The sequence below is a fragment of the Pseudomonas sp. GL_090 genome, from assembly GCF_057837765.1.
This window is the reverse complement of record NZ_CM174452.1, coordinates 707,633-719,308: the sequence shown is the minus strand read 5'-3', so window position 1 is coordinate 719,308 and position 11,676 is coordinate 707,633. Positions and strand designations below refer to the sequence as shown.

Genomic DNA, 11,676 nt, shown 5'->3' with positions numbered 1-11,676 from the left:
TGAAGCTCCAAGTATGAGATGGAGCTGCCACTGATCGCCGCGACAGCAATCAAGGGTGGCAGCTGTACGCGGGGTCGCGGACCGAGCTACTTGGAAACCCGGCATACCCGAAGGTATCCCGCGCACAGCCACCATTACATCAAACGACAAGCACCGAAGCGCTCCGGTTTGAGCCGGTGGATTATGCACCAAGTAGACTAAAAGGCCGCGACAGCCCGGTCACTGATTTTGCAGCGACCGACAAAGGCTAGAGATCGCGCTTCCGACGGACAACCTGAAAAGCGTGTCGGAGATTTCCCAGGGGTTTGAGGAAAACTACACAGGAATGTGTTGGCTGGAGGGATGTCATCGCGAGCAGGCTCGCTCCTACAGTTGGGCTGGCTACATCTGAGAGGGGATTGGTCGGATGGCAGGCCGCTATCGCCAGCAGGCTGGCTCCCACAGAAAAGCACAAGCAAAAGCAAAAGCTAAAGCACAAGCAAAAGCCGCGTACCCTCGCCGCTTCTCACCACTCATCAGGCCGAGCGTTAGCTCGCCTGCAGCTCTTGATCTTGATCCACCCGCCCCCTCGGCAGCGAAGGAACCCCGAGCCTTAGCAACGGGCCGTTACCGCAGCAACGGATATGTACTCAACCCAAACCACCAACATGGTCGGCCCAGAGGCCGCCAAGACTCAGTGCGCCGTAACCCGCCGCCACCCCAAGGAACCACTGGGCGACAAGGCCAACGCCAACTGCGTTCGGTTATGCATATGCGTCAACCGCAGCACCTGCGACACATACAACTTCACCGTGTTCTCGGTAATACCCAACTCACAGGCAATCTGATAATTGGTCTGCCCCTTGCCCACCAACCGCGCCACCTCCAGTTGCCGCGCAGACAACTGATTGAAAATCGCCGGAACCTCCACCGCATCAGTATCAGCGACACCCCGGTCACCGGCGCCCGCATGCGGCCCGCGCCGAACCTTGTCCAGGTCCTGGTAAAGATCATCGATCGACTCGGACAGATACTGAAGCTTCTGATTCAAATGCCCCAACTGCAGGTTCTTGTGCCTCTCCTGCAAGGCCACTTCCTGCCGCTGCAAACCTTCGAGCAACTCATTCAGATCGATCGGCTTCTGGTAATAGTCGGCAACACCAGCGCGCAGAGCCTTGATCACGTCCTGCTTGTCGGCGCACCCGGTGAGCATGATCGCCTCGAACGCCCGGTGCTTGCCCGATAGCCGCTGCAACTCCTGCATCAACTCAATGCCGTCCATGCCGGGCATCTGCAAATCCAGCAGCACCAGGCCGATATCGAGGTCTTCTTTGAAACGCTCGATCGCCAGATAGCCCGACTCGCACGGAACACAACGGTAACCTTTGCCCTCCAGAAATTCGCAAAGCTCTTCAACGATCAATGGCGCATCGTCGACCACAAGGACTTTTACTGCCGAAGTAAACTTGCTCACGAGCAACTCCCTGTCAGGTCATAGGTTGACCCGTCCCTCAGCGACAGCCAACGGCTGTACAACTTCTGTCTGAAAAGTAGACGTAGTTTCCGGCTATGTACACAAAAGGGGCGGCTAGCGGAGCCAGGCAAATGTCAGCATCAGCCCCACCAGCACGAAGGGTGCAAATGGTTGCTTCCTTGACATTTCAGGTGCCATATAAAAAAGACGGGTTCTAAGCCCTTGACCCATATGAAGCCAGACTCTTGGCGCCAGCAGCAGCCAGAAAACGCTGGCCAATCCGGCGCCAATAAACGTGCCGAGCACGTGCATACCGTCCGTCGCAAGACCCAGGGCGGCCATGAGTTTCACGTCTGCGCCACCCATTCGCTTCATCGCGTAGCCCGGTAGCGTGAAGCCCAGGGCCAACAAAAAAGCCCAGCCGCCCTGTTGCGCCTCGGCACCCAGCCAGGTCGTGCCGCTCCACAGCAGCCACGCCAGGGCCAGGGCACCGCCGCCCACAGTCAGGCCATTGGCGATGTGCCGTTGTCGGGCATCCTGTGCGGCGCAAAGTGCCAGCCAGATCAGTAGGACAAAGCTCTGCATTCGGTAAAAAACGTCCGTTTTGGCTGAATGACTCTATGCTGACATTACTCCGTGTTGGTCAGGGTAGACGCACTCATGAAAGCCAGCCTCCCCCACAAACAAAAAGGCGCCGCCGCGATTGAATTCGCCCTGGTGTTCATCATTTTTTTTGGCGTGTTCTACGGCATCATCAGCTATAGCCTGCCGCTGCTGTTGATGCAGTCATTCAACCAGTCGACCGCCGAAGCCGTGCGCCGCAGCGTGGCGCTGGACCCGGCCACCCCCGGCTACAGCGCCGCACTGATCGCCCGCGCCACGACGGAGCTGACCACGCAAACGGCCTGGATTGCACCGGCCCTGAATTTCAACGTCGCCACCGACGCCAACGTTACTTATGTGGGCGGGTTGCTGACCGTGCGCATCAGCTACCCCACCAATAAAATCAGCGCCGTCATCCCGTTCCTGAACCTGCCCGGCATCGGTCGGGTACCGAACCTGCCGGCGACCCTCACAGCCAGTGCGAGCCTGCAATTTTGAGTGCCGGGGACAAATTGTTCGGGCGCCTGCTCCACCGCCACCCGCCGCCCCCACCGGAGCCACCCGAGGCACTGCGGGTGCACAGCTTCGGCTTGCAGATGCAGCTCAATGCCGAGGGGCGTGCCGTTCAATTGAGCGGCCCGCTGCGGCACTTGCTTGCCCAGCACCCCCCCGGCGCGCAGGCACCGCACCTGCTCGACTTCCTGTTGCCCCACAGCAGTCTCGCCATCGAAGGCTCTCCGGCGGACTGGCAGGGACAAACCCTGGACCTGGACTTTTACAGCCTCAACGGCCCACCCCTGCATTTGCGCGGCTGGGTGCAACCCATGGCCGATGCCTGGCTGTTGCAGATGCTGGACATCAGCGACTTGCTGCTCGAACGCCGGCAATCGCGTAACCGCGAACAATGCCAGGTGCTGGCGCTGCAAATCGCCGAACAGTTACGCCTGTCCAGCCTGGCCCGCCTGCCCGAAATGCTGGCCGAACAACTGCAAAGCCTGGCCCAGCGCTTTCAGATTCCGTGCATTGCCCTGGCCTTGCTCGATGAGCAGGAACAGGGATGGCAAATTTACCAGCACTACGCGGCCCTCGATGCACCGCAACTGTGGCAAAACGGTCAGCGCCTGGGCACGGGACTGGACAGTTTGAGCGGCTCGACGCCGCAGCACCTGACCCCGCGCGAACACCCGCGCCTGCAAGGCACGTTCGGCAATACCGATGGCTTCGCCGTGCCTTATCACGATGCACAAGGGGTGGTCGCCTGGTTGTTGTGCGGCTTCTACACGGCGCAACAACGCGCCCCCGATGTCACGGAACGCGACTGGCTGCAAATCACCGCCGCGCTCGCCAGCCCCTTGCTCGAGCGCCTGCGCGAGCACCGGCATCACTTGCAACTGGAACGCCTGGAATCACTGCAAGCCTTGCTGGGAACCGGTTGGTGGGAAGTCTTCAGCGACAGCGACGAGGTTCAGTTGGCACCTTCACTGGCCACTACCCTGAACCTTGGAACGTCGCGTTTATCCATGCAGCACTGGCTCAATCAGGTGTATCCCGCCGACCGCGAAGAGCTGCGCATCTGCCTGCAAGACTTGCAGGAGACAGGCACCCCCCTGCTGCTGTGCGTGCGCCTGTATCGCCCCTACGGTGTGCCCGAACCCATCTGGTATCGCCTGCAGGGCCAGGCCCTGGGCGCGGGGAAAAACCGTCGGCTGGTGGGGTTCATGCTCGACATCAGCGATATCAAGAACCAGGAGCAAAGCGCCGCCGCCGCCCATGCTCGCCTGGACAATCTGATTGCCAGCTCTCCGGCGGTGATTTACGTACAGCGCTATGTCGAGGGTGCGTTGCAACCGGTGTTCTTCAGCGACAGCCTGTTGCCACTGCTCGGCTGGACCCTCGCCGACTGCGCACCCGGGGCGCTGGTGGAACGGGTGCATCCCGACGACCGCCTGCAGTATTTCGAGCGCACGCGGCTGTTGCTGCGTGAAGGCTCGGTGCGCACCCGCTATCGGTTACGCGACAGTCACGGCGACTACCACTGGCTGCTGGATGAGGCGAAGTTGTTGCGCGACGACCTCGGCTTGCCGGTGGAAGCCGTGGGCCTGTGGCTGGACATTACCGAAGCAACCCTGGCCACCGAACAGGTCAGGCAGAGTGAAGAACGCTACCGGATTCTGGTGGAAGACTCGCCGGCGATGATCTGCCGCTACCAGCCGGACCTGACCCTGACCTTCGGTAACCGCCCGTTGGCCACGTATCTTGAATTGGCACCCGAACAATTGCCGGGGGTGAATCTGGGCGACTGGATGTCCGGGGAACAGCGCGAGGCATTCACCCGACGGCTGAACCAGTTGAGCCCCGAGTTTCCGGTCAGCACCGCCGAGATCAACCTGCAACTGCCCGGCCGCGAACACGCCTGGTGGGTCTGGTCCGATCGCGGGGTGTTCGATGAACAGGGCCGGTTGCTCGAGGTCCAGGCCGTTGGCCGCGACAACACCGAGGTGCGGCGCTCGCAGCAGCAGCTCACACAAAGCGCGAAAATGGCTACCCTCGGTGAAATGGCCACCGGCCTGGCCCATGAGATCAACCAGCCGCTGAACGTGATCCGCATGGTCATCGTCAACGTACTCAAGCGCCTCAACAACGGCGACGTACAGGTCGATTACCTGATCGACAAGCTCACCCGCATCGACACCCAGGTGCAGCGCGCCGCGCGGGTGGTGGACCACATGCGGGTGTTTGGCCGTCGATCGGAAATCGAGCAGCAACCGTTCAACCCGGCCCAGGCCATCGAAGGCACCTTGGCGCTGTTGTCCGAGGGGATGCGCGGCAAGGGCATCGACCTGCGTATCAGCGAACCCGGGGGTGAAGTGCAGGTGCGCGGCTACGTCGATCAACTTGAACAGGTGCTGATCAACCTGATGGTCAACGCTCGGGATGCACTGCTCGGCAAGCGCAAGACCGCCCCTGATTTCAAACCGTGGATTTCGCTGTACGCCGAACGGGATACAGACTCGGTACGCCTGTGGGTCGAGGACAACGGCGGCGGTATCGACCCACGTTTACTGGAGCGGATTTTCGAGCCGTTCTTCACCACCAAACCCGTCGGCATGGGCACGGGCCTGGGCTTGTCGGTGAGCTACGGCATCGTCGAGAACATGGGCGGAAAACTGAGCATACAAAACGCCACCGAGGGTGCGCGTTTCTGCATTGAACTGCCGATCGTGAAACCGGACTAGATCACCAGCGCCGCTCGACCCGAGTGACAACTGAGGTTGGCACCCACTTCGACTTTGTTCAGGTCGATCCCCAGGCTCGCCAGCAACGTATTGATCAGCGTATCCAGTAACGGGCTGAGTACCGTATTGATCGCATTGACCAACGCCGTCGTGACATCACTCAAAATACTGCCCAAGCCACCCACGATGCTGCCCGACGGCCCGTACATGTTCACGCCAAGGTTACTCACGGTGGTGCTCAGGCTGTTGACGATATTGGTCGTGGTAAAGGCGTAGTAAAACGGCGGCTGATTGATCTCCGGCAGGTTGGCAGCCGCCGGCGCGGAATAGACGTGGGACATGTTGGCATTTTGGACAATCGCGGTGTTGACCATGATATCGATGCTACCGCCAACGCCTGGCTGATGGTTGTAGCAGGTTGGCGGCAGGATCAGCAGTCGCTGGCAGGTCTGCACGCCGATATCGATGACCCTCAGGGGATTGACGTGGTTGCTGGGTGGAACAGTGGGCGAGCCGAACACATCGGCGGGGTTGATCTGCCCGATCTTCAATCCGATCAGTGTGGTGGTGGTGCTGGTCGTCAGGCTTTTGTTTGTCGTACTCACACAACTGTAAGCCGTGACATAACTCCAGGCACCGGCCGCCTCCAGCGCCACGTCGATGCGTACCGGTGGTGGCAACAGCTTGATTTCCGGCGTGTCGCAGGGCACGAGCAACGCGCAGGTCAATGCGTTGACGACGCCCACCAGGTCCCAATCAAACAATGAGTTCAGAATATTGGCCAGGGGTGCAGCCAGATCGATGACGGCGTTGACCAGAGGCGTGATGGCGTCCAGCACGGGCAGGTTGATCGACAACAATGTCTTGACCTGAGCCGTGCGTACATAGATTCGGTTGGGGCCCAAAGGGGCCAATGCCGCGTTTTTCGGGTTGCCGATGGCCGACAGTTGCGGCGGCTCCATCACCTGCACCCGTGCATTGATTTGCGCCAGGCCTGCGATGTCGATCGGGAAGTTCGCGACCAAGGCGTTCTTCTTGTTGGCCAGTTGCACAAACCCTTCGATCAGATCGAACGCTTTGAGATTCACGGCAAGGGTCGAGATGTCGGCTCCACTTTCAACATGCAACATATTACCCAGCACAACGGACGTCGTACCCGCCGCCACCTTCAACGCTTGCAGGCTGACAATGGTTGCGGATGCTCCAAGTGTGCCGTTGGGGTCCAGTACGTTGATGGCGGTCTGGATCAACTGGCCGACGTTGACCGTACTACCCAGTACCTGGTCGTAGCCGGCAGCGCTCAGGCCAAGGTCAATCTTCAACCTATTCAGGTAGCTGAGCAGGCTGATATTGGTATTGACCAATCCGTTCCAGCCCGCCGCATCGATACTGAGATTGCCTCCCAGCAACCCCCCGAAAAGCAGACTGGTAATGGCGGCCTTGCTGGCATCGAAGGTCAACGCCGCACTGCGGATCGTCAATGAAGCCAGGGGAGGCGGCAGCGCAGCGACCGCCGTAGCGCTCAGCGTCAGCGTTGAGCCCGCCGGTGCACCGCCGACCAACGCGCCGATGCCACCGGCAATACTCTGTTGCACGACATGGCTGGCGATAACCCGGATAGCCTCGTTTTGGCTTGGGTCTGCACCGAATACCCGAAGGTTGTTGGCATCCAGGGTCAGCGCACCGCACGCCACAGCCAGTGCGCGTCCCGTAGAGGGAATGGTGAAACCGTTTCGTTGCGCGCTGGCCGTGGCATAGGTGTTCGCGGTTGAGCCGGCGGAACAGTCTCCACCCCTTGTGGCTGCCTCAAGTGCGGCCATGTCAGCCACGCGCTGCAAACTGCGTTTTTCCAGGTACAACCTGCCGGTATCGACCACCAACAACATGAATGCCAAAGCCAAAGTCAGGGTCAAAGCGGCCATCAAGCCGATCGCCCCCCGTTGCCGGGCCGGGCCGCGAAATTGCTGGCGGGGAGACATGGCGCACTCCTTTGCCGGCGCACTGCCGGGCGCAACCTCCGTTGGTGAAAAGCAGTGTAGACAAGGGTGGCCGAGACTGCTGGCAACTTGCCAGCCAAGACAATAAAAACCCCTGCGGGGGAACACAGGGGTTGGGAGACTGGCTGATTCTAGGAGGCGTGAGGTGGATAGTTGGCCAATATCCGCGTGACCGTTTCCCAGATGGCATCGCGACGATCCGTCGGGTTCGGCGTGCGGCTGAGTATCTGCTCGTCACTGCCGCGCCACACCAGTTTGCCGTCCTTGCCATCGAGCAGGTCGATCTGGATGGTCGCCACTTTGTAGCTGACATTGCGGGTTTCGTTATACATGGGAGCGCCGTAGTAGCCATACCACGGGTTACCCCAGCCGCCGCCGTAATTGGTGGTCACCTGTTGTTGCCGCTCTTCGACAATCAGGTAGGTCTGCACATTCAAATCGCCCTTGGCACCTGTGGCGGCCGGGCGCAGACCGCGCTGATCCAGTTGATCGGCAACTGCCTGACGGATGCGCTGTTCGGTCAGATCGCTCTTGATCCTTGGATCATCGGGACGGTATTGCAGGGCGGGCTCTTTCCAGGTCCAGCTGCGATAGGCAGCAAAATCGCGGCTGGCGTCGAAGTCATGATTGACCTGGTTGGCGGCGCAGGCACTGAGCAGCGCGGCCACTGCCAGTAAAACAAAACGGCGGAACATGATGAGTCTCCGGTTGAAGGCATGATCCTGCGGAATGCTTCTTATCTACAAGAAGCTAACTAGGAGGATACGCCGACATTGCCTTTTCCACAGCCTCCCGTATGGCATCGGCCCGCTCGCTTTCGCTTCCCCGGTTGCCGGTTTCAGCACTGGAGCTCCACACCGGCTGACCGCTCCTGGCGTCATACATATCCACCTGAACCACTACGACTTGCTCCTGATAGGTACGAACGACCGGTACGGTGGCGTACCCGCCATATCCAGGTCCGTAGCCGTTGTAGCCACCGTAACCGCCGCCGTAGTAGTCGTCCTGAACCTGGCGCAAACGGGTTTCCATCCGCAGGTCGGCGCTGACAAACAGATCGGCCGGGCGATTGTCGTGCAACGGGCGCAAGCCGCGTTGATCCAGCGCATTGCTGACCGCTTCGGCGATCTGCGCCGAGTCGGCCCAGGCGGTGCCCGGTGGCAGGTGCCCGTCGAGCCACGCCCAACTGCGGTAGCGTCCATAGTCACGGGGGGCTGCCGGGTAAGCGCTGCGGTCAAAGGTCTTGGCGGCCTGGGGCGGTGCCGGTGGCAAAGGGTTCGACGTGGCGACATAAGGGTTGCTGCCCTGACAGGCAGCCAGCCCCAGGCAGAACACCAGTACACCTGAATGACTTTTCATTGCTTGCTCCGATCAGACAGGCCGACAGATCCAGTGCAAGTAGCGCCCAAGCCCGGCAAAGCCCGGATGACGACGGTGGGCCAGTTCCATTTCCAGCAGGTCCGCCAGCTCGGCGCGGGCCTGGAATTCCACCGGCATGTAGTCGTGAAAAACCCGCACGCCACTCATGGTTTCGACCTGCCACAGACCTTCAAGTTGCGCCGCCAGCTCGCGCGGATCAAGGGGCTGTTGCGGGGTCAGGCTCTGCTTTTCGCCGGCCATGTCGTTCTTGCGCATCTTGCGGAAATGGCCCTTGAGCAAGTTGCGATAAATCAGCGCGTCGCGGTTGTAGAACGCCAGGGACAGCCAGCCGTCCGCCTTGGTCAGTTGATGCAGCACCGGCAGGATGGCGTGGGGTTCGGCCAGCCATTCCAGCACGGCGTGGCACAGCACCAGGTCGTAGGGTTCGGTGAGCTGCCCGAGCAGCTCCTGCCAGGGTGCCTGAATGAACGTGGCGCTCTGCCCGGCTTCGGCAAAGCGCTGGCGGGCGCCTTCGAGCATCGGCTCGGCAGGCTCGGCGAGCGTCACCTGATGGCCGCGCTGGGCAAGCCACAACGACATGTGGCCAAGGCCGGCGCCGATGTCCAGCACACGCAGAGGTCGGTCGGGCAGGATTTCGGTCAGGTCGGCCTGCAACACCGCCAGACGGATCGCACCTTTGGCACCACCGTAGATTTTTTCGGCGAAACGGGTCGCCAACTGATCGAAATGACGGTCGCTCATCAGCTGAACCTCCGTTCGCTGTCCGCCAGTTTGCTACGCACCACGGCATCCATGTCCAGGCCCAGCTCGCTGCATAACAGCAACAGATAAAGCACAATGTCACCGACTTCCTGCCCGGCGTGGGCGAGCTTGTCCGCCGACAACTGGCGAGACTGGTCTTCGGTCAGCCACTGGAAAATTTCCACCAGCTCGGACATTTCCACGCTCGCGGCCATGGCCAGGTTTTTCGGGCTGTGAAATTGCCGCCAGTCATTGCGGTCACGGATGGCGTGCAGGCGTTCGGTCAGTTCAACAAGGTTCATCGGGCTCTCCTGAAGGCGTATAGCTTCGGGGGGATCACAGGTGAAGGCAAGGGGCAGAAGATGCATGCTCTGTGTGCAACCCTCTATGCTTGTGGGAACTCGGCAGCATGATCGACAGCCCAAGACTCAATTCTCTTTAATCAGGACGTTCATTCCATGCAGGTAGAAGGTTTTTCCGAATGGCTCGGCCAGGTACTCGGCTCGATCATCCGCTTCATCGTTGATGCCCTCAGCGGGCTGTTCAGTCTGTTGAGCAACGCCAGCAGCAACTTTGTCGAAGGCCTGTCCCAGGCGCTGGGCATGGATACCTCGGTCATCAGCATCGTGACCTTGATCCTCGGGCTGATCCTGCTGTGGTCGGCGATCCGCGCCTTTCTCAATGCGTCGTTCATCATGGGAATCATCTGGTTGCTGCTGGGGCTTTGGTTGCTCAGCTGGATCATTCACTGACAGCACCGAACACTGTGGGAGCGAGCCTGCTCGCGATGATGCCGGCACATACAACATATGAGTGTCTGCCACACCGCTATCGCGAGCAGGCTCGCTCCCACAATTGATCGCGGTTTGCTCTCGATGTACCGCTACAATGCCCGCTCCCAAGGAGCCTGCATGTCCAACCTGACCGCCGACTGGCGCGACCGCCCTACCCATCGCCGGGTCTGGGCACTCGCTGCGCCGATGATTCTTTCGAACATTTCCGTGCCGCTGGTGGCATTGGTCGACAGCACCGTCATCGGTCACCTGCCCCACGCCCATCAACTCGGCGCCGTCGCGGTCGGGGCCAGTCTGTACACCTTCCTCGCCTGGGCCATGGGCTTTCTGCGCATGGGCTCCACCGGGTTCGCCGCCCAGGCGGCCGGGCGCGGGGATGGCGCGGCCCTGCGGCAGATTCTGTTGCAAGGCCTGCTGCTCGCCATCGGCCTGGCCGTGGTCCTGGGTGCGGTGGGCGTGCCTTTGAGCGGGGTCGCGTTGCACTTCATGCAACCGTCGGCGGAGCTCGATCAACTGACCCGCGAGTTCTTCCATACCCGCCTGTTCGGCCTACCCGCGGCGCTCGCCAGTTATGCACTGGTCGGCTGGTTTCTCGGCACCCAGAATGCCCGGGCGCCCCTGGCGATTCTGCTGAGCACCAACCTGGTCAACATTGCCCTGAACCTGTGGTTCGTCCTCAGCCTGGAATGGGGCGTGGTCGGTGCGGCCCGGGCCTCGGTGATTGCCGAATGGACCGGTGCCCTGATCGGCTTGCTGATGACCCGCAAAGCCCTGCGCGCCTATCCCGGGCATATCGTCTGGGCGACGTTGGCGCTGTGGCAGAGTTGGCGGCCATTGCTGGCGGTCAACCGCGATATCTTCATCCGCAGCCTGGCGCTGCAATCGGTGTTTTTCCTGATCACGGTGCAAGGCGCACGTCTGGGTGACGCCACGGTCGCGGCCAATGCTCTTTTGCTCAATGGCCTGTTACTGACCGCCCACGCCCTCGATGGCCTGGCCCACGCTGTCGAAGCCCTCTGCGGACATGCGCTTGGCGCCCGTGACCGCGATGCCCTGCGTCGTTCGTTGGTGGTGGCGGGAGGCTGGTCGTTGCTGGCGAGCCTGGGCTTTGCCGCGCTGTTTCTGTTCGCCGGACATCTGTTCATCGAGATGCAAACCGACATTCAAAGTGTGCGCGACACCGCGTTCATCTACCTGCCCTACCTCGCCGTACTGCCACTGATTGCCGTCTGGAGTTACCTGCTCGACGGCCTGTTCATCGGCGCCACCCGCGCCCGGGAAATGCGCAACGGCATGCTGCTGACCGTGGCGCTGGTGCTGCCCTTCGGCTGGGCACTGCAAGGCGGGGGCAACCACGGCCTGTGGATAACCTTTCTGTTGTTCATGTTGCTGCGCAGTCTGACCCTCGGCATGATCGCCTGGCGCCTGCGTCGTAACGATGGCTGGTTCGCCGGCACTCACTGAACGGGCGT

The 11,676-nt window shown here is 61.0% G+C and carries 11 protein-coding genes; 4 read left to right on the top strand and 7 right to left on the bottom strand.

Features of this window, described 5'->3' with window-relative positions; genetic code table 11:
• Positions 1 to 673: 673 nt before the first annotated feature.
• Both AC3ITA_RS03115 and AC3ITA_RS03110 read right to left on the bottom strand, forming a co-directional pair.
• Complete coding sequence (locus AC3ITA_RS03115) at positions 674 to 1,453, bottom strand: response regulator transcription factor (RefSeq protein WP_095944183.1); 780 nt, start codon at positions 1,451 to 1,453, stop codon at positions 674 to 676.
• 114 nt (positions 1,454 to 1,567) lie between these two features.
• On the bottom strand, positions 1,568 to 2,038 hold the full coding sequence (locus AC3ITA_RS03110; RefSeq protein ID WP_414928595.1) for a prepilin peptidase: 471 nt from the start codon (positions 2,036 to 2,038) through the stop codon (positions 1,568 to 1,570).
• 75 nt (positions 2,039 to 2,113) lie between these two features.
• Here AC3ITA_RS03110 and AC3ITA_RS03105 point away from each other — a divergent pair, with 75 nt between their 5' ends.
• Together AC3ITA_RS03105 and AC3ITA_RS03100 are read left to right on the top strand one after the other, a co-directional pair.
• A complete protein-coding gene (locus AC3ITA_RS03105; RefSeq protein WP_095944185.1) occupies positions 2,114 to 2,554 on the top strand; it encodes a TadE/TadG family type IV pilus assembly protein in 441 nt (146 codons plus the stop codon).
• On the top strand, positions 2,551 to 5,292 hold the full coding sequence (locus AC3ITA_RS03100; protein WP_489279402.1) for a PAS domain-containing sensor histidine kinase: 2,742 nt from the start codon (positions 2,551 to 2,553) through the stop codon (positions 5,290 to 5,292). The genes AC3ITA_RS03105 and AC3ITA_RS03100 overlap by 4 nt, the downstream gene beginning before the upstream one ends.
• Here AC3ITA_RS03100 and AC3ITA_RS03095 read toward each other — a convergent pair.
• From AC3ITA_RS03095 to AC3ITA_RS03075, 5 genes are all read right to left on the bottom strand, one after another.
• Positions 5,289 to 7,271: a pilus assembly protein TadG-related protein gene (locus tag AC3ITA_RS03095; protein WP_489279401.1), complete on the bottom strand. Its 1,983-nt coding sequence runs from the start codon at positions 7,269 to 7,271 to the stop codon at positions 5,289 to 5,291. The genes AC3ITA_RS03100 and AC3ITA_RS03095 overlap by 4 nt on opposite strands.
• Positions 7,272 to 7,420: 149 nt before the next feature.
• Positions 7,421 to 7,984, bottom strand: coding sequence for a DUF4136 domain-containing protein (locus AC3ITA_RS03090; protein WP_095944188.1), 564 nt, complete (start codon positions 7,982 to 7,984; stop codon positions 7,421 to 7,423).
• A 55-nt stretch (positions 7,985 to 8,039) separates the two neighbouring features.
• Entirely contained in the window at positions 8,040 to 8,648 is a 609-nt protein-coding gene (locus tag AC3ITA_RS03085; RefSeq protein WP_150673158.1) for a DUF4136 domain-containing protein, read from the bottom strand.
• A 12-nt stretch (positions 8,649 to 8,660) separates the two neighbouring features.
• Positions 8,661 to 9,410 carry a methyltransferase domain-containing protein gene (locus tag AC3ITA_RS03080; protein WP_150673159.1) on the bottom strand — a complete coding sequence of 250 codons (750 nt, stop codon included), beginning with the start codon at positions 9,408 to 9,410 and terminating at the stop codon, positions 8,661 to 8,663.
• Complete coding sequence (locus AC3ITA_RS03075; RefSeq protein WP_008053924.1) at positions 9,410 to 9,712, bottom strand: MazG-like family protein; 303 nt, start codon at positions 9,710 to 9,712, stop codon at positions 9,410 to 9,412. Before AC3ITA_RS03075 ends, AC3ITA_RS03080 begins: the two co-directional genes overlap by 1 nt.
• A 156-nt stretch (positions 9,713 to 9,868) precedes the next feature.
• Here AC3ITA_RS03075 and AC3ITA_RS03070 point away from each other — a divergent pair, with 156 nt between their 5' ends.
• The gene (locus AC3ITA_RS03070) at positions 9,869 to 10,162 is read left to right on the top strand and encodes a hypothetical protein (protein WP_150673161.1); all 294 of its coding nucleotides are present in this window, start codon (positions 9,869 to 9,871) and stop codon (positions 10,160 to 10,162) included.
• Positions 10,163 to 10,321: 159 nt separating this feature from the next.
• Positions 10,322 to 11,668 carry an MATE family efflux transporter gene (locus AC3ITA_RS03065; RefSeq protein ID WP_489279400.1) on the top strand — a complete coding sequence of 449 codons (1,347 nt, stop codon included), beginning with the start codon at positions 10,322 to 10,324 and terminating at the stop codon, positions 11,666 to 11,668.
• Positions 11,669 to 11,676: the final 8 nt, after the last annotated feature.

Excerpts from the sequence above, each read along its gene's own strand:
- AC3ITA_RS03110 (WP_414928595.1), bottom strand. The coding sequence starts at position 2,038 with ATGCAGAGCTTTGTCCTACTGATCTGGCTGGCACTTTGCGCCGCACAG.
- AC3ITA_RS03105 (WP_095944185.1), top strand. The coding sequence starts at position 2,114 with ATGAAAGCCAGCCTCCCCCACAAACAAAAAGGCGCCGCCGCGATTGAA.
- AC3ITA_RS03095 (WP_489279401.1), bottom strand. The coding sequence starts at position 7,271 with ATGTCTCCCCGCCAGCAATTTCGCGGCCCGGCCCGGCAACGGGGGGCG.
- AC3ITA_RS03090 (WP_095944188.1), bottom strand. The coding sequence starts at position 7,984 with ATGTTCCGCCGTTTTGTTTTACTGGCAGTGGCCGCGCTGCTCAGTGCC.
- AC3ITA_RS03085 (WP_150673158.1), bottom strand. The coding sequence starts at position 8,648 with ATGAAAAGTCATTCAGGTGTACTGGTGTTCTGCCTGGGGCTGGCTGCC.
- AC3ITA_RS03080 (WP_150673159.1), bottom strand. The coding sequence starts at position 9,410 with ATGAGCGACCGTCATTTCGATCAGTTGGCGACCCGTTTCGCCGAAAAA.
- AC3ITA_RS03075 (WP_008053924.1), bottom strand. The coding sequence starts at position 9,712 with ATGAACCTTGTTGAACTGACCGAACGCCTGCACGCCATCCGTGACCGC.
- AC3ITA_RS03070 (WP_150673161.1), top strand. The coding sequence starts at position 9,869 with ATGCAGGTAGAAGGTTTTTCCGAATGGCTCGGCCAGGTACTCGGCTCG.
- AC3ITA_RS03065 (WP_489279400.1), top strand. The coding sequence starts at position 10,322 with ATGTCCAACCTGACCGCCGACTGGCGCGACCGCCCTACCCATCGCCGG.